Source organism: Sciscionella marina DSM 45152 (genome assembly GCF_000379465.1).
GTDB lineage: Bacteria > Actinomycetota > Actinomycetes > Mycobacteriales > Pseudonocardiaceae > Sciscionella > Sciscionella marina.
In genome coordinates, this window is the sequence record NZ_KB905392.1 from 534138 (window position 1) to 552748 (window position 18611).

General features: G+C 70.7%; 20 protein-coding genes. 8 read left to right on the plus strand and 12 right to left on the minus strand.

The features are described 5' to 3' along the window. Positions 1-11 precede the first annotated feature (11 nt). Genes A37U_RS0119535 through A37U_RS44320 form a run of 4 tightly spaced genes read left to right on the plus strand, consistent with a single transcriptional unit; the run spans position 12 to position 3943 of the window. Entirely contained in the window at positions 12-1244 is a 1233-nt protein-coding gene (locus A37U_RS0119535; RefSeq protein ID WP_240437615.1) for a DUF58 domain-containing protein, read from the plus strand. Next, on the plus strand, positions 1241-1393 hold the full coding sequence (locus A37U_RS51655) for a hypothetical protein (protein WP_020498357.1): 153 nt from the start codon (positions 1241-1243) through the stop codon (positions 1391-1393). Before A37U_RS0119535 ends, A37U_RS51655 begins: the two co-directional genes overlap by 4 nt. Beyond that, positions 1390-3369 (plus strand): transglutaminase TgpA family protein, encoded by a 1980-nt coding sequence (locus A37U_RS44315; protein WP_051111670.1) that lies wholly within the window; start codon positions 1390-1392, stop codon positions 3367-3369. Before A37U_RS51655 ends, A37U_RS44315 begins: the two co-directional genes overlap by 4 nt. Then, the gene (locus A37U_RS44320) at positions 3359-3943 is read left to right on the plus strand and encodes a hypothetical protein (RefSeq protein WP_040588020.1); all 585 of its coding nucleotides are present in this window, start codon (positions 3359-3361) and stop codon (positions 3941-3943) included. The genes A37U_RS44315 and A37U_RS44320 overlap by 11 nt, the downstream gene beginning before the upstream one ends. Positions 3944-3958: 15 nt before the next feature. Here A37U_RS44320 and A37U_RS0119550 read toward each other — a convergent pair whose 3' ends face one another. From A37U_RS0119550 to A37U_RS0119565, 4 genes are all read right to left on the minus strand, one after another. Next, entirely contained in the window at positions 3959-4351 is a 393-nt protein-coding gene (locus A37U_RS0119550; protein ID WP_020498358.1) for a DUF3040 domain-containing protein, read from the minus strand. Between the two features lie 121 nt (positions 4352-4472). Then, positions 4473-5747 carry a DNA polymerase IV gene (locus tag A37U_RS0119555; protein WP_051111671.1) on the minus strand — a complete coding sequence of 425 codons (1275 nt, stop codon included), beginning with the start codon at positions 5745-5747 and terminating at the stop codon, positions 4473-4475. Between the two features lie 245 nt (positions 5748-5992). Beyond that, positions 5993-6994 carry an MBL fold metallo-hydrolase gene (locus A37U_RS44325; protein ID WP_020498360.1) on the minus strand — a complete coding sequence of 334 codons (1002 nt, stop codon included), beginning with the start codon at positions 6992-6994 and terminating at the stop codon, positions 5993-5995. 1 nt (position 6995) lies between these two features. Continuing rightward, positions 6996-7712, minus strand: a complete 717-nt coding sequence (locus A37U_RS0119565) for a methyltransferase domain-containing protein (protein WP_020498361.1) — start codon at positions 7710-7712, stop codon at positions 6996-6998. Between the two features lie 23 nt (positions 7713-7735). Between A37U_RS0119565 and A37U_RS53755 the strand changes: the two genes are divergently transcribed. Together A37U_RS53755 and A37U_RS53760 are read left to right on the plus strand one after the other, a co-directional pair. After that, the gene (locus A37U_RS53755; RefSeq protein WP_020498362.1) at positions 7736-8518 is read left to right on the plus strand and encodes a ParA family protein; all 783 of its coding nucleotides are present in this window, start codon (positions 7736-7738) and stop codon (positions 8516-8518) included. An 8-nt stretch (positions 8519-8526) separates the two neighbouring features. Further along, positions 8527-9594, plus strand: a complete 1068-nt coding sequence (locus A37U_RS53760) for a quinone-dependent dihydroorotate dehydrogenase (RefSeq protein ID WP_020498363.1) — start codon at positions 8527-8529, stop codon at positions 9592-9594. Here A37U_RS53760 and A37U_RS0119580 read toward each other — a convergent pair. From A37U_RS0119580 to rimO, 8 genes are all read right to left on the minus strand, one after another. Then, positions 9510-10808: a uracil-xanthine permease family protein gene (locus A37U_RS0119580; RefSeq protein ID WP_020498364.1), complete on the minus strand. Its 1299-nt coding sequence runs from the start codon at positions 10806-10808 to the stop codon at positions 9510-9512. The genes A37U_RS53760 and A37U_RS0119580 overlap by 85 nt on opposite strands. A gap of 134 nt (positions 10809-10942) precedes the next feature. Further along, entirely contained in the window at positions 10943-11743 is an 801-nt protein-coding gene (gene pspM / locus A37U_RS44335; RefSeq protein ID WP_020498365.1) for a phage shock envelope stress response protein PspM, read from the minus strand. Positions 11744-11752: 9 nt separating this feature from the next. Further along, positions 11753-12598, minus strand: coding sequence for a PspA/IM30 family protein (locus A37U_RS0119590; RefSeq protein WP_020498366.1), 846 nt, complete (start codon positions 12596-12598; stop codon positions 11753-11755). 181 nt (positions 12599-12779) lie between these two features. Further along, complete coding sequence (locus A37U_RS0119595; RefSeq protein WP_020498367.1) at positions 12780-13478, minus strand: hypothetical protein; 699 nt, start codon at positions 13476-13478, stop codon at positions 12780-12782. Positions 13479-13494: 16 nt separating this feature from the next. Beyond that, positions 13495-13968, minus strand: a complete 474-nt coding sequence (locus tag A37U_RS49810) for a helix-turn-helix domain-containing protein (RefSeq protein ID WP_020498368.1) — start codon at positions 13966-13968, stop codon at positions 13495-13497. A 131-nt stretch (positions 13969-14099) separates the two neighbouring features. Further along, positions 14100-14627: a CinA family protein gene (locus A37U_RS0119605; protein ID WP_020498369.1), complete on the minus strand. Its 528-nt coding sequence runs from the start codon at positions 14625-14627 to the stop codon at positions 14100-14102. A 67-nt stretch (positions 14628-14694) separates the two neighbouring features. After that, positions 14695-15288: a CDP-diacylglycerol--glycerol-3-phosphate 3-phosphatidyltransferase gene (gene pgsA / locus A37U_RS0119610; RefSeq protein WP_020498370.1), complete on the minus strand. Its 594-nt coding sequence runs from the start codon at positions 15286-15288 to the stop codon at positions 14695-14697. Beyond that, a complete protein-coding gene (rimO, locus tag A37U_RS0119615) occupies positions 15281-16687 on the minus strand; it encodes a 30S ribosomal protein S12 methylthiotransferase RimO (protein ID WP_020498371.1) in 1407 nt (468 codons plus the stop codon). The genes pgsA and rimO overlap by 8 nt, the downstream gene beginning before the upstream one ends. Before the next feature lie 107 nt (positions 16688-16794). Here rimO and A37U_RS0119620 point away from each other — a divergent pair, with 107 nt between their 5' ends. Next, positions 16795-17295 carry an amino-acid N-acetyltransferase gene (locus A37U_RS0119620; protein ID WP_157182928.1) on the plus strand — a complete coding sequence of 167 codons (501 nt, stop codon included), beginning with the start codon at positions 16795-16797 and terminating at the stop codon, positions 17293-17295. Between the two features lie 603 nt (positions 17296-17898). Next, positions 17899-18558 carry a hypothetical protein gene (locus A37U_RS48400; RefSeq protein WP_157182899.1) on the plus strand — a complete coding sequence of 220 codons (660 nt, stop codon included), beginning with the start codon at positions 17899-17901 and terminating at the stop codon, positions 18556-18558. Positions 18559-18611: the final 53 nt, after the last annotated feature.

Genomic DNA, 18611 nt, shown 5'->3' on the forward strand with positions numbered 1-18611 from the left:
TCAACACGGGCATGACCACACGGGGGCGCTGCCTGCTCGCGGCCGGGATCGCCGCGGCCGGGTGCGCGGTGGTGCTGGACGAGCGGGACATGCTGCGGGTGGCCATATTCGTGTTCGCCCTCCCACTGCTCGCCACCCTGGTCGCGCGCTGGGCGCGCACCCGGCTGCGGTGCACGCGGAGCCTGCGCCCACACCGGGTCGCCGCGGGCAGCAGGACCGAGGTGCTGTTGCACCTCTCCAGCGCCTCCCGGCTGCCGACCTCCGGGGTGCTCGTGGAGGACACGGTGCCCTACGCGGCGGGCGCGAAGCCCCGGTTCGTGATCGACTGGCTCACCTCGGGCACCGTCGAACTGCGTTATCCACTGCATCCGATGTTGCGCGGCGTGCACCCGATCGGCCCGGCCGTGGTGCGCGTCTCCGATCCGTTCGGGCTGGCCGAGTTCAGCCGCAGGCTCGGTGAACCGGCCGGTCTGCTCGTGGTGCCGCGCACGGCGAAGCTGCACGGGATGCCGGTGGGGCACGGCTCGGCGGACAGCTCCGGTCCACGGCGCGCCCGGGCCGGGCACGGTGAGCAGGACGCGATCGTGCGCCAGTACCGGCACGGCGATGATCTGCGCAAGGTGCACTGGCGGTCCACCGCGCACCGGGACGAGCTGATGGTCCGCATGGAGGAGCGCCCCTCCGGTGGGGGCAGCACGGTGCTGCTCGACCACCGCGCGGCGGCGCATCGCGGGCACGGCACCGGGGCTTCGGTGGAGTGGGCGATCTCCTTCGCCGCGAGTGTGTGCCTGCACCTGCACGCGCACGGTTTTCCGGTGCGGCTGGTCACCGAGGACGGCGCCGAGCTGGCGGGGCAGGACGCCGCGGCCGATCAGGGCCAGGCCACCCTGGACGCGCTCGCCGCACTGCGCCCCACCCACCGGCGCGAGCTGGCGATGCCGGGCGGGCTCGCCGAGGAGCGGGCGATCATCGCGGTACTCGGCGCCTGCTCGCGGCCCGCGCTCGGGGAACTGATCGCCAGCACGGCCGGGCACACGAACGGGCTCGCGGTGCTGCTCGACGTCGCGGCGTGGAGCCCGGGCGACACCGGCGAGATCGCGGATGTCCACGAGGGCGCGCAGCTGCTCACCGCTGCGGGCTGGGCGGTCGTGATCGCGGGCCCGGGCGATGGGCTCGCCCACACCTGGCAGCGGTTGTGCGAGGCGGCGAAAGCAGCGACCGGGCACCTCGAGGTGCCATCATGAGCGAGCTCGCCGGTGAACCGGAAACGCAGCGTCCGCGCGAAGCGCCGAGCTCCCCGGGGGAGCGAGTGCTCATGAGCAAGCTCGCGAGCGAACCGAAGACACAGCGTGTGCGCGAAGCGCCGAGCTCCCCCGGGGAGCGAGTGCGATGAGTGCACGCACCGGAAACCGGCCAGGGCTGCTACTGCCCGCGGCGGGCGGCATCGCGGTTCTCGCCGTGTCGACCGCGATGGCCGAACTCATCGCGGGCGGGGCGTGGTTCGAATCGCTGTTCGGCGCGGTGGTCGCGATCGTCGGGGTGGGCGTCCTGCTGCGCACTTTCGTGCCCCGGCTGCGCACCGCGTACGGTCCGCCGGTCGTGGTGCTGGTGCAGCTGTTCGTACTGCTGTGCTGCTGCGCCTCGCTGTTCAGCGCGAACGCGGTGCTCGGCGTGCTTCCCGGACCGGGCGCGCTCGGCGATCTGGGCACGCTGCTGAGCGCCGCGGTGGACGAGATCCGCACCGGGCGCCCCCCGGTTCCGGCCACCGCGGCCATGCAGTGCCTGATCGTGCTGTCCATCGGCATCATCGCGGTGCTCGTCGACCTGCTCGTGGTCGATATCCGGATGCCGGCGGTGGCCGGGTTGCTGCTGCTCGGCGTGTACGCGGTGCCTGCCTCGCTCGCCGATGACCTGCTGCCCTGGTGGGGGTTCCTGCTCGGCGGGGTGGCCTTCGCGCTGTTGCTCGCGGTGGACCGGGCCCGCAGACAGCGCGAGTGGCGCGGTGAGGTCGGGTTGACCGGAACCGGCCTGCGGGTGACCACGCCGATGGTGGCGGTCACCGGTGTCGCGCTGGCCTTGGCGCTGTTCGCCGGGGCGACGGTGACCGTGATCGGCACCTCCGGAACCTTCCCCGGCGAGCAGGAGGGGCGCCGGACGGTGAACGGATCCTGGGGGCTCAACCCGTTCACCAAACTGCGCGGCGAGCTGGACAATCCCGATGACACCGTCGAGTTGTTCCGGGTGCGCGGGGATCAGGCGGATGCCGGTTACCTGCGCGCGGTGACGCTGTCCAGGTTCGATCCGCGCTCGGGCTGGCAGGTCGGCACGATCGGCAGCGGCCAGCAGCTACGCGGCGAGCTCCAGCGGCCACCCGGTTCGGTACCGGCACCGCGCAGCGCGAACATCGACATCCAGCCGGTCAACTGGCGGGACAACTGGCTGCCGCTGTACGGGGTTCCCGGCCAGGTCAGTGGGCTCGATCCGCGGATCTGGCGATGGGATCCGACGATGAGCGCCGCGTTCGCCCGCAGTCCCGCCGAACCCACCGACTACACCGAGCAGGCCAGCCTCGCCGTGCCCTCGGCCTCGGAGCTGCGCACCGCACCGGCCGGGACCGAGGGGCTGCCGAATTCCGAGGAATACACCCGGCTGCCTGCCGTGGATGCCCGGGTTCTCCAGCTCGGGGACCGGCTCACCGCGGGCAAGGGCAGCACCTTCGACAAGGTGCGCGCGATCTGGTCGTACTTCGTCGCACCGGGCAATTTCAGCTACTCGCTGCACACCCAACCGCAACGACTCGGCGATCCGCTCGCGGACTTCCTGTTCCACGGCAAGCAGGGGTTCTGCGAACAGTTCGCCTCGGCCATGGCGGTGCTGGTGCGCAGCCAGCACATCCCGGCCCGGGTCGCCGTCGGATTCACCCCGGGCACCAAGGAGAAGGACCACCGCTCGGTCACCACCCAGGACGCGCACGCCTGGGTCGAGGTGTACTTCCCCGGCTACGGCTGGATGACCTTCGACCCGACCCCGCTCGCCGACGGGCGCGGGGTCACCCCGCCCTATCTGCAGCGCGCGCAGAGCGTGGACGCACCGGACAACAGCGCAGGCCCCGCCCCGTCCTCGGAGGTGCCCTCGGTCTCCCCCGGCCCGCCCGCGCCGTCCAGGGATCAGCTCTCCATGAGTCCCGTGCTGCCGCCCGCGGAGGACGACGACTGGTGGCCACCGCTGGCCAAGGCGTTCACCCTCAGCGCGCCAGGCGGTGCCCTGTGGGTGCTGCTCGCGCTGCTCGTCCTGGCCGGCGGGCTGACCGGGGCGGCGCGGCTGCTCTCCAGGCGGCGGCGATCGAACGGGGGCAGGCATGCGCGCTGAAGCACTGATCCGGGTGCTCACCGGCGGCGCGGCGGTGGTCTGGGCCCTGGCCGCGCTGCTCGCACTCAGCTTCGTGTCCTGGTGGCTGGTGCTCCTCGCACTGCTCGCGCTCGTGTTCGGGGCACCGGCAATGTTGCGCAGGCAGCGGATGCGCCGACGGCTGCGGATCGCGGGCTCGGGCGCGCCGGAGGCCGCGGCCGCGGGGTGGCGGGAAGTGCTGGACGCCTCGACCGACCGCGAGGTGACGCTTCCCGCGAACCGTTCGGTCCGTGCCTTGGCCGCACGGCTCGCCGACAAACACGGCTTGGACGAGGCCGCGAAGCAGAAACTGCGGTTGATCGTGACCGAACTCGAACGCAGCTGGTACGCGCCCGCATCCGCGGGAGCCGCCCGGTCCGATCCCGGACTGGAGCAGGCGGTCCGGGAGGTTCTGGGTGCCCTCGCGCTTGCCCATCCGCTCCGGGCACGGGACCGGTTCTGGCCGCGTTCGGTGCTGCGGCGCCCGGTTCCCGCGGCGGATCGCGCCGAACCGAATCGCACCGCGCCGGATCAGGGCACCACATCGGCCGGCTGACCGGCGGGCCACCGGTCAGCGGTCGTCGAACCGCTTGCGCAGCCGGTCCTCCATCCGTTTGGCGAGTGGGCTCTTGGCGCGGCCCTTGGCGGTGCCGCCCTTCGCCGATTCCGCCTCGTCCTGGGCACCGGCACGCAGCGCGGTGATCGTCAGCACGACGCCGACGAACATCACGACGAATCCGACCACACTCACGATCGGGATCTCGGCGACTCGCAGTGGAATGACGAGCCCACCGAGCAGCAGTCCGAGACCGACGACGGCGAGCACTCCGCCCTGTAGTCGTCGACTTCGCGACGGTTTACTGAGCTTCGCCCCCCGTACGTTCGACGCGAACTTCGGGTCCTCGGTGTAGAGCGCTCGCTCGATCTGGTCGAGCTGCTGCTGCTCATGCTCGGAGAGTGGCACGACTCCTCCTCCGGCACTGCTCCACGTCGCCGGGCCCATGCTCCCGGCGGGTGACCTTCACGGCTGTTACCACCAGTCTACGAGTCTCGGCCCGGGCGGACTACCCGATCCCCGCAACTCATCACGAGTCGTGCCGGTTGTTCCCCCGCCGGGCGCCTCCGGAGAGTAACGAGGCGGGCCGCACCATCGCGCCACCGAACCGTTCGTTGGCCTTGTCCGCGGCCACCTCGGCCTCTCGCCAGCTGTCCTCGGTCTCCGCGGCGAACTCCAGCTGTGTCGGTTCGTGCTCGGTCTCCCCGAGGCCCTCGGTGCGCACCCCGAGCAGCCGGATCGGCCCCGGGGCGACCGCGGTGCTCAGCAGCCGTTCGGCGTGCCGGTACACCTCGCGGGAGGAATCGGTCGCCGCGTGCATGGTGTATGCCCTGGTGATCGTGCGGAAGTCGGAATAGCGCACCTTGATCGAGATCGTGCGGGCCCGCAGCCCTTTGCGGCGCAGGCCCGCCGCCACCCGGCCGGAAAGCCGCAGCAGTTCCCGGCGCAGCACATCCGGGTCCTCGTAGTCGTACTCGAAGGTGGTCTCCGCACCGAGCGACTTCTCCTCGTTGTGCGGGGTCACCCGGCGCTCGTCCACCCCGCTGGCCAGGGTGTGCAGGTGTTCGGCCGCCGCGTTGCCGACCAGCTTGCGCAGCCGGGCCAGCGGAATCTCGGCGATATCACCCACGGTCTCCATCCCGTAGGAGCGCAGCTTACGCTCGGTGACTTCGCCGACACCCCACAGCGCGGAAACCGGAAGCGGATGCAGGAAGTCCAGCACCTCCCCGCGCGGGACCACGACCATGCCGTCCGGTTTGGCCAGGCCCGAGGAGAGCTTCGCGATGAACTTGCTCGGCCCGACCCCGACCGAGCAGCTCACCCTGTGCGCGGCGAAGACCCGGGCACGCAGCCGCTCACCGAGCTGAGCCGGGGTGCTGCGCAGCCGCCGCAGCGCACCGGACACGTCCAGAAAGGCCTCGTCCAGGCTCACGGGTTCGACCAGCGGGGTCATTTCCCGGAACAGCGCCATCACATCCCGGGAGACCGCCGCGTACTGCTCGAACTCGGGTTCGAGGAACACCGCGTGCGGGCACAGGGTGCGCGCCCGGGACGCGGGCATCGCCGAGCGCACCCCGTATTCGCGGGCGATGTAGTTCGCCGAGGACACCACCCCGCGCACCCCGCCACCGGCCACCACGACCGGCTTGTCCGCCAGGTCGGGGCGCTCCCGGGTGGAGACCGAGGCGAAGAAGGCGTCCATGTCCACATGCAGGATCGGGCAGCCCTCGTCGGAGGGCCACGGGCGATCCGGCGTGGCCCGGTACGCGCTCGATCCGCGCGGCAACTGCCCACTCCGACCCATGCGACCAGCTTAAGGGCAGAGCCCGACAGTCTCAGAGTGCGTTTGCGGGTTCTCGGCCGTCGCGAGGCCCGACGCTCGTCAGCAGCGGCCCTGCAACGTCGAAAGCCCGGCAGCACGAGGACAACGCCGCGAGGCGCCGAGGTGGCATACGAAGGCACTCCGCCACTGTCCCCGCGAAGGCACTCCGCCACTGTCCCCGCGAAGGCACTCCGCCACTGTCCCCGCGAAGGCACTCCGCCACTGTCTCAGCGCAGCGCCGCGCAGGTACCGAGCAGCCGGGCCAGCGCGGCCGGTTCCCTGGACGGCGGTCCGAGGCCGAGATAGTCGCGGCGCACCGTTTCCAGAGTGATCGCCAGCCGCTCCTGGTCGTGCCAGTGCGCGAAGGCCGCGTTGCCCCGGTCGTCGAGCAGCCGCCGGGCCGCGGTGCGCACATCGGCACCCGCCGCGAAGGCGCGCCCACCCGCTTCGACGAGCCAGCAGAAGTAGTCCCGCAGTTCCCGCACCCGCCCGGGTCCGCACGGTGGCCCGTGGCCGGGCACATGAGTACGCGCCCCCAGTGCGAGCAACCGGTCCAGCGCGGAGATCCATCCGGTGACCGGTCCGTGCCAGCACACCGGGGCCACCCCGATGAACAGCAGGTCACCGCAGAACACCAGGTCCGCATCGGGCACGTGCACCACGACATCGGAGCGGGTGTGCGCGGGGCCGAGGTCGATGAACCGCACCGGCCGTCCGCCGACCGAGACCTCGAGCGCTCCGGTGAACGGGCTGTCCGGGAGCCGGGTGCGCACCACCGCGTGCTCGAACGGGCCGAGCATCCCGTGCACGTAACCGCCGAGCCGGCCGGCCGCTCCGGGCAGCCGCGCGCCGAGTTCGGCGAGCCGGTCCAGGCGGGCCATCCGCGCCGGGTCGTCCCCGGCCATCGCCTCGATCGCCGCCTCGGTGGCGTACACCGTCGCCGATCCAGGCAGCGCCGCGTTTCCCCACCAGTGGTCGCCGTCCTCGTGGGTGTTCACCGCGGCGGTGATCGGGGTCCCGTCGAGTTGCTCGGTCAGCGCGCCGAGGAATCGCCGCGCCTGGTCCAGGTCCCAGAGCGTGTCCACCACGAGTGCTTCGCCGTCCCCGCGCACCGCGCCCGCGTTCGTCTCACCCCAGGATCCGTTCGGCTGCAGCCAGGCGTACACACCGTCGGCCGGTTCGGTGAGACCGGTCGCGAACTCTCCTGCCGCGCCCCGCAGGGTTCCCATTTCAGCGGGGCCGGGCGAGCGCGTGCAACTGGGCGGCCATCTCACGCAGCGGTGAGGTGCCCGCGGCGACCAGTTCCAGCTGGGCGAGCGCCTCGGCGACACCGGGGTCCTCCGCCGTGGCACCGGGCACGAGGTCGGCGAGCACCCCGTAGCCGTGCAGTGAGCTCACCTCGAGCCCGGCTTCCTCCAGTGCCGTGCGCAGGGAATCCACGTCGAACCGGCGCGCCAGGATGTCCCCGGCCGGTGCACCGTCGGGATCGTCGAGCAACCGGTGCGCCTCGATCACCCGCCCGGCGAGCACCATGCGCAGCAGGGTCGCGTACTTGTTGGCCACCAGCAGCGAGATCGCCCCACCGGGTGCGGTGGCGGCCCGCAACGCGGCCAGCGCGGCACCGACGTCGTCGACCACCTCGAGGATCCCGTGCCCCAGAACCAGGTCCGCTCCGCCGGAGGGCACGCAGTCGGCGAGCGCCTCGGTGTCCCCCTGCACGGCGGTGATCAGCTCGGCAACGCCCGCGTCCACCGCCCTGCGGCGCAGATTCGCCAGCGCGTCCGGACTGGGATCGATCACGGTGACCGCCGCGCCGAACTCGGCGAGCGGTACCGCCCAGCCCCCCGTCCCCCCGCCGACATCGACCACCCGCACCGGCTCGGCTCCCCGTGCCCGTGCGGCTTCCAGCTCGGTACGCAACGCGCGTCGCACGGCATCGGCTCGCATGACCGTGAGTGTATGGTGCCCGCGTGCCTACCCTCGCGATCGCCTCGCTCAAAGGTGGCGTGGGCAAAACGACGGTAACCCTCGGGCTCGCCTCGGCCGCCGCGCACGCCGGTGTTCCCACCCTCGTGGCCGATCTCGACCCGCAGTGCAACGCGACCACCGCACTCGATCCCGGCGAGACCGAGGCGAGCATCGCGACCGTACTCGGCGACCCGCGCTCGAGCACCCTGTTGTCCGCCATCGCCCCGAGCCCCTGGAGCGAACACCTGGATGTGCTCGTCGGCGCCGAGGAGACCGAATCGCACAACCATCCGGATCCGCGCTCCTATCGGGTTGGCCGCCTGGAACGGGTACTGGGCAGGCTGCCCGCGGCGGGGCGGGAGTACGGGCTGGTGCTGGTCGACTGCCCGCCCTCGCTCGGCCAGCTCACCCGCTCCGCGCTGTTCGCCTCGGACGGGGCACTGCTGATCACCGAGCCGACGATGTTCGCCGTCTCCGGAATGCGCCGGGCCGTGGCCGCCGTGCACGAGCAGGCGGAGCGGTACCGCAAACCGCGCCCGATCAGCATCCTGCCCAACCGGGTCAAACCGCGTTCGGTCGAGCACCAGTTCCGGGTCACCGAGCTGCGCGAGGTGTTCGGCGATCTGCTGCTGGACACGAGCTTTCCCGAACGCACCGCTATCCAGCAGGCCCAGGGCGCCTGCCGGCCGATCCACGCGCTGCGCGGCAAGGGCGCGAAGGAGACCGCGGAGTTGTTCGAGCAGCTGCTGCGGCAGGTGCGGGCGCAATTTTCAAGTCGGCGATAATCGGGGCCGTGAACCTGTACCGATCCCTGCTGCGCGCGACCCTGTTCCGAATCGGCGGCGGTGACGCCGAACACGCCCACGAGTACACCCTGCGCGCGATCGCCGCGCTCGATTCCACTCCTGGTGCGGTGCGCGCCGGGACCCGGATCTTCCGTGGCGGGGAGCCGGTCGAGGTGTTCGGGCTGCGGTTCCCGAACCGGGTGGGACTGGCCGCGGGAATGGACAAGGACGGGCGCGCCCTTCCCGCGTGGCCCGCGCTCGGTTTCGGCTTCGTCGAGGCGGGCACGGTGACCTGGCATCCGCAGCCGGGCAACGACCGGCCGCGGCTGTACCGGCTCCCGGAGAGCGAGGCGATCATCAACCGGATGGGTTTCAACAACGCCGGTGCCACGGCACTGGCCGCGCGCCTGTGCCGGCTCGGGCCGCTCGGGTACCCGCTCGGCATCAGCATCGGCAAGTCGAAGCGCACCCCGGTCGAGGAGGCGGTCGGGGACTACACCTCCTCGCTGCGTGCCCTGCACCGCTACGGCGACTACTTCGCGATCAACGTCTCCTCACCGAACACCCCGGGACTGCGCGGGCTGCAGGACGCGACCGCGCTCGACGGGCTGCTTGCGGCGCTGCGAGCCGAGCTGGACCGGCTGGGTGCCCGTAAACCGCTGCTGGTCAAGATCGCCCCGGACCTGTCCGAGCCGGCGCTGGACGAACTGCTCGAGGTACTCGCCGCGCGGGAGGTGGACGGGGTGATCGCCACGAACACCACGCTCGCCAGGGACGGGATCGCGGCCGCCGAACAACCGCTCGCGGCCGAGCAGGGCGGGCTTTCCGGGGCACCGCTGCGGGATCGCTCGCTGGAGCTGGTGCGGTTCATCGCCGAGCGCACCGGCGGACGGCTGCCGATCATCGGCTGCGGCGGGATCATGGACGCGCAGTCGGCGCGGCGAATGTTCGACGCGGGCGCGAGCCTGGTCCAGCTCTACACCGGGCTGATCTACCGCGGCCCGGCGCTGGTGCGCGCCGCGGCCCGGGTACGCACCCGGACGGCCGCCCGGCGCACCCCGTCCAGCACCGGGTAGCCCGCGAGGATCGCCACCGCGCCCCACACCGGACCGTTGATGCGCAGGTCGCCGAACACCAGTGGGAGCACGCTGGACCCGCCGACCACGGCGATGATCAACAGCACCAGGGTGACCGGGGCGGCGAGCACCACTCCGGACATCCGCCAGATGCGCAGCGCGATCCGCACGATCATGCCCGCGACCACGATCGAGGCGCCCGCGACGACCCCGTAGGGAACCGAGGCGAGTGCCGCGGTGAACTTCGGGCAGAACGCGAGCGCGGCGACCACCACCCCGCCGATCGCGCACGGGGCGGTCGCGTACACCTTGCTCGCCGCGAGCACGCCGAGGTTCCCCAGCGAGTTCGTGACCGGGGCACCGCCGGAGAGCCCGGCGACGACACTGGTCAGCCCGCCCGCGATGACCGCGTCCCCCACCCGCCCGTCCAGGTTGCGCCCGGTCACCGCGGAGACCGCCTTGATGTGCGCGACGTATTCCGCGGCGAGCACCACCACGGCGGGGATCGCGGCAACCACGACGTTCGGGTGCACGACCGGGGTGTTGAAGACCGGGAGACCGAACCAGGGTGCCTCGGAGACCGCGGCGGTCGCCTCCGCGGAGAGGCCGCCGAGCGGCAGCGCGGCCAGCCAGGAGATCAGCAGCCCGATCAGTACCGCGAACCGCCGCACCACTCCCCTGCCGAGCAGCATCACCAGCAGGATCGCCAGCACCGTGATCACCGTCAGCACCGGCTGGCCGATCACGAACACCACCGAGACCGGGGTGACGCTCATCCCGACGAGCAGCACGATCGCACCGGTGACCACCGGCGGGAGCAGGCTTTCCAGGAACCGGATCCCCAGTGCCTTGACCGCGATCCCGAGCGCGGTGAGCAGCAGTCCGGCCGCGAGTACGCCGCCGAGCTGCGCGGCGACCCCGTCCTGGGAGAAGGCGGCGAGCGGGCCGAGGAAGGCGTAGGAGGGCCCGAGGTAGCCGGGCACCTGATTGCCCGCGAGCACCAGGAACAGCAGTGTGCCGATTCCGGAGAACAGCAGCGTCGTGGAGACCGGCATCCCGGTCAGCTTCGGCACGAGCAACCCGGCGAACGAGATCGCGGCCACGTGCTGCAGACCGAGGGCGAAGGCGAGCGGGCGGGAAATGCGTTCACGCGGGCCGAGCACGGGCGCGGCTGGGGACAGCTCGCGATCGCTGTGCACCGGCCACAGTGCCACGCGTCCCTCCTCCGCAATCCCCGACATCGCCCGATCCGGGGTGGTTGGTCAAACTCCCGGACCGGACGGACTAACGGAATGATAACAAATCGATCGGGAAGAGCACCTATTCCCTGGATAGTTGGAATTTCACCTCAGCGCGGGAAGTGCCGTGAAAGTTCCTGCAAGGCACTCGCCAGGCCGGAAAGTTCATCGGTCGCCTCGGTCACCGCGGTGGAGCTCGGCCGACTGGCGCTCGCGGCGACGGCCCGGGCAGCGGCCGCGACCAGCTTTCCGTACTCGTCCACACCCTCGTGCAGCTGCCCGGCCAGGGTGTCGATCGGTTCGTTCAGGGCCGCCCGATCCGCGGGCGCGGTGGCCGCCCTGCTCCGCTCGATCGCCTGCAAACGGGCGGCGAGCCCGCGCAGGTTCTCCGCGGCGGTGGCGGCCGCGCCGGCCGCCGAATCGAGTGAACCGCCCGGGACGACCGGGACCGCGCCACTCGGGGTGCGCAGCTCGCCGAGCAGCTCGTGCAAGGTCTGCTCGGCGGCGTCCAGCCTGCGCATGGGCTCATGGGCGCGCGAGGAGTTGGGCGGCAGCGCCTGCCGTTCCCGTGCGGGTTCGGGAAGCGGGACCTTGTACAGCCGCCGGGTGCGCATCCCGGAGGACAGCGTCGCGATCAGGGTCAGCGCACCGAATCCGGCGAGGCCGTACGCGAAGGCACCGTCGTTGACATAGGCGAACTCGAGCGCGGCACCACCCCCGGAGACGGCGGTGAGGCCGCCCCAGGTGGTCGTGGCCCGCACCGCACGCTTGCGCGCCCGCAGGGCCTTGGCCCGGGGATCCCGCCATGCGTTGAATCGGCGCCGGACCTCGTCCACGACGGGACTGGCCCGCACCTGATCGCCGACGACCTGACTGACGAGCTCACCAAAGGGGTTTCTGGCCGAGCCCATGACGGGTCGCTATGCCTTGTCGGCTTCGTTGTTCGTCTGCTGCACCCGCTTGGCGATCTCGGCCTGAATGTCCGCAGAAGGCGCCGGCTTGCTCGCGCTGGACTCACCGCTGGTGACCTGTCCGGCCACCGGGCCGCCCTTGACCGAGGCACGGATCTGGTCGAGCCGCGAGCTGCCCGCCATCTTGTTGGTGGCCGCCTCGACCTCCATCATGCGGCCCTGCACGGTGTTCTTGGCCAGGTCCGCCTGGCCGACCGCGGTGGCGTAGCGCTTCTCGATCTTGTCCCGGACCTCTTCGAGCGAGGGCGTGCTGCCCGGCGCGGCCAGCTCGGACATCTGGCTCATCGAGGCGGCGACCTGCTCCTGCATCTTCGCCTGCTCGATCTGCGACTTCAGCTTGTTCCGCTCGGCGAGCTTCTGCTGCAGGTTGTAGGAGTTCTGTTCGACAGCCTTCTTCGCCTGCTCGGCGGCCTGAATGGCCTGGTCGTGCAGGGATTTGAGCTCCTCGATCCCCTGCTCGGCGGTGACCAGCTGGTTCGCGAAGCCCTCGGCGGCCTGGTCGAACTGGGCCGCTTTCTCCTCGTCACCCTTGGCCCGGTGCTCCTCGGCGAGCACGACCGCCTGGCGCGCCGAGGCCTGGAGTTTCTCGACCTCGCCGAGCTGGCGGTTGAGCTTCATCTCCAGCTGGCGCTGGTTGCCGATCACCGAGGCCGCCTGCTGGGAGAGCGCCTGGTGCTGCTTCTGCGCCTCCTCGATGGCCTGTTGCAACTGCACGTTCGGGTCGGCGACCTCGTCAATCTTCGCGCCGAACGCGGCGAGGAAGTACCTCCACGCCTTGACGAAAGGGTTGGCCATCTGCTCTACCCGCCTCTACTGTCTCGTGTCCGCGACGGTGCCCATCCGCTCGCGCGCACTCGTCGCCCGTACCTGAACAGGCAACGACCCGTCTGCTGTGCTGGTTCCATCGTCTCAGGTTACGGTGCGCCATGGCCACCGAACCTCGCCGAATTCAGGGCGAACCCTACCGTGCCCGGGGTCATCCCTGACCGGCGACAGGTCCAGTATCCCCCGTGGCGCTCTCCTCCGCCGCCCTGATCGGTTCACCCGGCCCCGGATTCAGCCGGTTCACCTCGGCATACGCGCCGCGGACAGCGGTCACATGCGCGCGCAGCGTGGCCACGGCCGTTCCGTCCGCCCCGATCGGATGCACCCCGTTCATCTGGAAACCACCGAGTTCGGCAACGGTGGCCTCGAGCTCGAGCACGGCCGACTCCATCGCCTCGAGCAACCGGTCCCGCTCCGCGATACGCGCCTGCACCGCACCGAGCCTGCGCCGGGCCGCCCCGGTCGCGGCCTCCGCCTGCGCACCCGGCATCCGGCGTTCCCGGTCGGCGAGCCGCTCGTATTGGGCGCGCAGCCGGTCGGGTTGTTCCTCGGCCATGCTCGCGTTGAGTTCGGTGGCCGTGGCCGCATCGGCGTGCACCGTGTCCAGCACCACCTGCGCGTCGGTGAGCAGCGCGGGCAGTTCGGCGGCGCGCGTGGACAGCTCACGTACCGCCCGCTCGCCGCGCTCCTCCCAGACCTGAGCGGTGCTGCCGATCGGGGCGCGATGGCGCACCGCGGCCTCGTCGACCTGATCCGGGCGGGAACGCAGCATGCGCACGATGAACACCGAGAGACCGGCGATCGCGAGCAGCCCGAGAACCACGATGACCACGGTCAGGGCGACAGGCATGGCTGATCAGCCGCGCTCAGGCGGCGACGAAGACACCCGAGCGCACCCGGGACGAGTAACCGCCCTCGATCGCCGTGGCCGGCAGCTGGGCACCGAGCTGGCCGGAAAAGCGCAGGTCCGCGAAGTCCCCGGACATGGCCGGGGTGAGGGTGCCGCCCTCGATGCCGGAGCCGACCCCCTTCTCCATCCGGCCCTCGAGCGCGGGAGCCGCGTCCGCTTCGGCAGGCACCGGCTCGCGCGGGCTGTCCACGCCGGCCAGCGCGTCCACATCGCTGGCCACGTTGTGCAGCAGCTCGGACAGCGGCAGTTCGAGTGCCTCGCAGATGGAGGCGAGCAGCTCGCTTGAGGCCTCCTTGCGGCCCCGCTCGACCTCGGAGAGGTAACCGAGGCTCACGCGCGCGTCCCGGGAGACATCGCGCAACGTGCGGCTTCTGCTGGTACGCGCATGACGCAGGCGATCACCGATCGCCTCACGCAGCAGAATGGTCATGGCGTGCCTCCCTTCCTTGAATGATGCGCATCGGTGCCTCGCGGCGCCGATGCCCATCGCTGGCACCACGTTACCGAGAAAACACAGCGGCTTACCAACACCGTTCGCGCCTTCCGCCACAAGCGAACGACTCAACCGGCCTCGGTTGTTCCCTCGGTCACCACGTCCAGGATACCGCCCAACCGCCGGATCGCGGCGCGCACAGCGGCCGCCCGCACCTCTTCCCGCCCACCGGTGAGGGTGTGCGTGCCCTGGTGACAGCCGTGCGGACCGGCGATCGCAATGTGCACGGTCCCCGGGGCCACCCCATCCTGCCAGCTCGGTCCGGCGACCCCGGTCAGCCCGACCCCGTAGTCGGCCCCGCAGTGGCGCGCGGCACCGGTCGCGAGCTGCCCGGCCACCTCGGGGTCCACGGCCCCGCGCTCGGCGAGCAGGTCCGCATCCACTCCGGCCAGCATGGACTTGAGCTCGGTCGCGTACACCACGAGCCCGCCACGGACCACGGCACTCGCACCCGGAACGCAGGTCAGCGCCGCGCAGACGAGGCCGGAGGTGAGCGACTCGGCGGTGGCCACGGTCAGGTCACGGGTGGCGAACGCGTCCAGCACCCGCGCGACCTCCCGCTCGGTGAGACCGAGCCCGCGCAGCAGCTCACTCATCGTCGCTCCCTGGCCGAGCTCGACGCTTCGCGCGGACGCTGTATCGATGATTCGTTCGCAGGCTCGCTCATGCCCGTTTCCCCGCTGTGCGCAGTCGCAGCGCCTGCACCACGTAGTCCACCCCGGTAGCCACGGTGAGCACGAGTGCGATTCCCATCACCACCATGCGCACCGGGTCGATCACGGCCGGCAGTGGCAGCAGGTAGAGGCCGATGGCGATGATCTGGCACAGGGTCTTGGCCTTGCCGCCCCGGCTCGCCGGGATCACGCCGTAGCGGATCACCCAGAACCGGAGCAGGGTCACGCCCAGCTCCCGCACCCCGATGACGATCAGCACCCACCAGGACAGTTCGGCGAGCAGGCACAGGCCGATCAGCGCGGCCCCGATCAGTGCCTTGTCCGCTATCGGGTCCGCGATCTTGCCGAAATCGGTGACCAGTCCCCTGCTGCGGGCGATGTTGCCGTCCACGTGGTCGGTGATCGCGGCGAGCGCGAACACCCCACTGGCCACGAGCCGCCATGCCGTGTCGTGCCCGCCGTTCACGAAGAACACCACGAGGAAAACCGGGACGAGCACCAGCCGCGAGACGGTGAGCACGTTCGCCAGGTTCAGCACCGGAACCGGGGCGTTCGTGCCAGCACCGCTCGAGGGTTCAGCCATCGCAGGCCTCGACGATCAGGTCGACACCGTCCGTTCCGGCCACCACGCAGTCCAGGAACTCCCCTCGGGCCAGTTCCGCGGATCCGGTGATGTGACATTCCCCGTCCACGTCCGGTGCCTGGTGCTCCGCGCGGCCGAGGCGTTCCCCGGTGTCCTCCACGAGCACCCGCACCCGCTCCCCGATCCGGTCCTCGGCACGCTGCGCGGTGAGTTCCTCGGCGAGTGAGCCGATGTGCTCGACGCGGGCCCTGATCTCGGCTGCGTCCAGCTTCCCGGCGAAGTCCGCGGCCTCGGTGCCGTCCTCGTCCGAGTAGCCGAAAACACCGACGGCGTCCAGCCGTCCCTCGGTCAGGAACGCCTCCAGCTCGGCCACGTCCTCCTCGGTCTCACCGGGGAAACCGACGATCACATTGGTGCGGATCCCGGCACGCGGCGCGTACTCCCGGATCTGCTCGCACAGTTTCACGAACGATTCCCGCCCGCCGAAGCGGCGCATGCTGCGCAGCACCCGCGCGCTCGCGTGCTGGAAGGACAGGTCGAAGTAGTCGGCGACCCCTTCGGTCTCGGCGATCACCCGCAACAGGTCCGGCCGGGTCTCCGCGGGCTGCAGATAGGACACCCGCACCCGGCCGATCCCCTCGACGGCGGCGAGCTTGGGCAACAGCAGCTCGAGCGCGCGGGTTCCCCCGCTGGCGCGCGGCAGATCCTTGCCGTAGGAGGTGGAGTTCTCGCTGACCAGATACAGCTCCCGGGCGCCGTGTTCGGCCAGCCACATCGCCTCACCCAGTACGTCCTCCGGCTCCCGGGAGACGAAGGAACCGCGGAACGAGGGGATCGCGCAGAAGGAACAGCGGCGGTCGCAGCCCGAGGCGATCTTCAGCGCGGCGACCGGCGAGTCGTCCAGCCGGGTGCGCAGGGTGCGCGGTCCCCAGCCGGGGACGGCGACCTCCCGGGCCGCCTCCTGGCGTTCCACCGGCGTGATCGGCAGCAGCGTGCGCCGGTCCGCCGGAGTGTGCGGGGCGATCGGCTTGCCCGCGAGCACCTCGTCCAGCCGGGTGGAGAGCTGGCCGTAGTGGTCGAAACCGAGCACGGCGTCCGCCTCGGGAAGGCTGTCCGCGAGCTGGTCCCCGTAGCGCTCGGCGAGGCAGCCGACCGCGACCACCTTGGCGCCGGTCTCGGCGGCCGCGAGCACCGTGTCCACCGAGTCTTTCTTCGCCGACTCCACGAACCCGCAGGTGTTCACGAGGACGACATCGGCGCCGTCCTCGGCCTCGGTCAGCTGCCAGCCGGAATCGGTGAGCCGGCCGGCGAGCTCCTCCGAGTCGACTTCGTTACGCGCGCAGCCGAGAGTGAGCAGCGCGACCCGGCGCGATTCGGCAGTTGGTTCGGGAGTAGGCACGACTACCAGGGTAACCGCCCGGCATCGAGGTGAGCGCGGGCATTACCGGCGCGCATCACCCGGGCACCGGGCCGCGCGATAGGTTCGCTTCCGTGGGCGAAGCCGTGATCATCCGGAGAGCGAGGATCGGCGATGTGCGGTCGATCAAGTCACTGGTCGACGAGTACGCGGGCCGTGTGCTGCTGGTCAAGGAACTGGTCACGCTGTACGAGGACGTCCAGGAGTTCTGGGTGGCCGATCAGGGCGGGGAACTCGTCGGCTGCGGTGCGTTGCACGTGCTCTGGGAGGACCTCGCCGAGATCCGCACCATCGCGGTCACCCCGAAGGTGCGCGGAGCAGGTGTGGGGCATGCGCTGATCACCCAGCTCATCGACAACGCCCGGGAACTCGGCCTCGCCCGGGTCTTCGCCCTCACCTTCGAGAAGCGGTTCTTCACCGAGCACGGGTTCACCGAGATCCAGGGTTCCCCGGTGACCCAAGAGGTGTACGAGCAGATGCGCCATTCGGCCGATGAGGGGGTCGCGGAATTTCTCGATCTGCCCTATGTCAAGCCGAATACGCTCGGCAACCACCGCATGCTGCTGGAGCTCGAAAAACCGGCAGAATAAGTAACACGCACCAGCGCCTGCAAAGGTTGCCCCGAAAATAGCGCAACTTTCCCGAGAGCCTCGCGTCTTCCGGAATGATCGAACCGAACGGCTCCGGGAGGGTCACGGAAATGCGCGGAATACGAAAAAGATCGATCGCTGCCGCCGGGCGGAGGTTCTCGCGGCCGGACCGGCCGCGGGACGGGACCGAAGGGAATCGAGCATCTCGACGGGTTCCAGTGCGTGCGTGAGGGTGCACCGGCCACCTGGGTGATCACCGGGCCGACGGCCCGTACAGCGAGACGGCGACAGCGATGGCGTTGCGGGTGAGCGACCCCGACGGCGCGATCACGGTGACCGACACCGCGCTGCACAGCACCTCGTCCTATTCGATCGCCGATCTCGACGGGAGGGAATCCCGGACATGATCATGGTCGGAAGCACCTTCGATCCGAGCCACACGATCGCGCCGGAATACCAATCCACCTATTGGCCGCAGGCTGGAAAATTCCACCCGACCGGCTGCGCCGAGCCGCGCAAACATTCGCAGCCAATACCGAGCGCTCCACTCGCCGGCGCTTGCTATGCATAACCGAAAGTCGACCGTAACACAAAGGAAATATCATGCGTAAATTCGGCACAAAAGCAGGAGCGGGACTCGCCGCGGGAATGCTCATCGCCGGTCTCGCCGGCACCGCGGCACAGGCCGCGCAGCCACCGGGTGGAACCGAACCCGTCCCGGGTTGCGGATCCGGATGCACGAAGGTGTTCGACCGCTACCTCGGGAACGGTACCCATTTCGAGGGCTACCGCTCGACCGGCGGATTCGGCCCCAGCTTCGCAGCCACCCGGCAGGACGGCAAACTGACCTCCCTGGTGAACCTCAGCAGCCAGCAGCCGAACGGGATCGAGCACTTCGAATCCGGCCAGTGCTCCCTGCCGAAGGACGACGCGAGCCTGTGCCTGGTCACCGGGGCGGTCGGGGCGCACAGCGAGGCCGCGATGGCCATGCGCGTCGACACCTCCACGGGCAAGATCGCGGTCACCGACTCGGTACTGCACAGCACTCCGACGCAGCGAATCGGCGATCTCGACGGAGACGGGATTCCGGATGTCGCGCTGCGGGAGAGCACCTGGGAACCGGACTACGCGCGGGCGCCGCAGTACTACCTGACCTACGCGCTGAGCCCGGAGGGCACGTTGACGCGGAGCGGTTGCTCGGCGCCGACGACGATGTCGACCCCACCGCCGGGGACCCTGCTCAGCGGCTCCTGCTACGCCTGAGCCACCCAAGGGGGCCGAGCCGTCCCGGCGGCGCGGGGGGCCGGGACGGCTCG

Coding starts and splice junctions, on each gene's coding strand:
- A37U_RS0119535 (WP_240437615.1), top strand. CDS start 12: ATGACCACACGGGGGCGCTGCCTGCTCGCGGCCGGGATCGCCGCGGCC.
- A37U_RS51655 (WP_020498357.1), top strand. CDS start 1,241: ATGAGCGAGCTCGCCGGTGAACCGGAAACGCAGCGTCCGCGCGAAGCG.
- A37U_RS44315 (WP_051111670.1), top strand. CDS start 1,390: ATGAGTGCACGCACCGGAAACCGGCCAGGGCTGCTACTGCCCGCGGCG.
- A37U_RS44320 (WP_040588020.1), top strand. CDS start 3,359: ATGCGCGCTGAAGCACTGATCCGGGTGCTCACCGGCGGCGCGGCGGTG.
- A37U_RS0119555 (WP_051111671.1), bottom strand. CDS start 5,747: ATGGGTCGGAGTGGGCAGTTGCCGCGCGGATCGAGCGCGTACCGGGCC.
- A37U_RS44325 (WP_020498360.1), bottom strand. CDS start 6,994: ATGGGAACCCTGCGGGGCGCGGCAGGAGAGTTCGCGACCGGTCTCACC.
- A37U_RS0119565 (WP_020498361.1), bottom strand. CDS start 7,712: ATGCGAGCCGATGCCGTGCGACGCGCGTTGCGTACCGAGCTGGAAGCC.
- pspM (WP_020498365.1), bottom strand. CDS start 11,743: ATGGGCTCGGCCAGAAACCCCTTTGGTGAGCTCGTCAGTCAGGTCGTC.
- A37U_RS0119590 (WP_020498366.1), bottom strand. CDS start 12,598: ATGGCCAACCCTTTCGTCAAGGCGTGGAGGTACTTCCTCGCCGCGTTC.
- A37U_RS0119595 (WP_020498367.1), bottom strand. CDS start 13,478: ATGCCTGTCGCCCTGACCGTGGTCATCGTGGTTCTCGGGCTGCTCGCG.
- A37U_RS49810 (WP_020498368.1), bottom strand. CDS start 13,968: ATGACCATTCTGCTGCGTGAGGCGATCGGTGATCGCCTGCGTCATGCG.
- A37U_RS0119605 (WP_020498369.1), bottom strand. CDS start 14,627: ATGAGTGAGCTGCTGCGCGGGCTCGGTCTCACCGAGCGGGAGGTCGCG.
- pgsA (WP_020498370.1), bottom strand. CDS start 15,288: ATGGCTGAACCCTCGAGCGGTGCTGGCACGAACGCCCCGGTTCCGGTG.
- A37U_RS48400 (WP_157182899.1), top strand. CDS start 17,899: ATGCGTAAATTCGGCACAAAAGCAGGAGCGGGACTCGCCGCGGGAATG.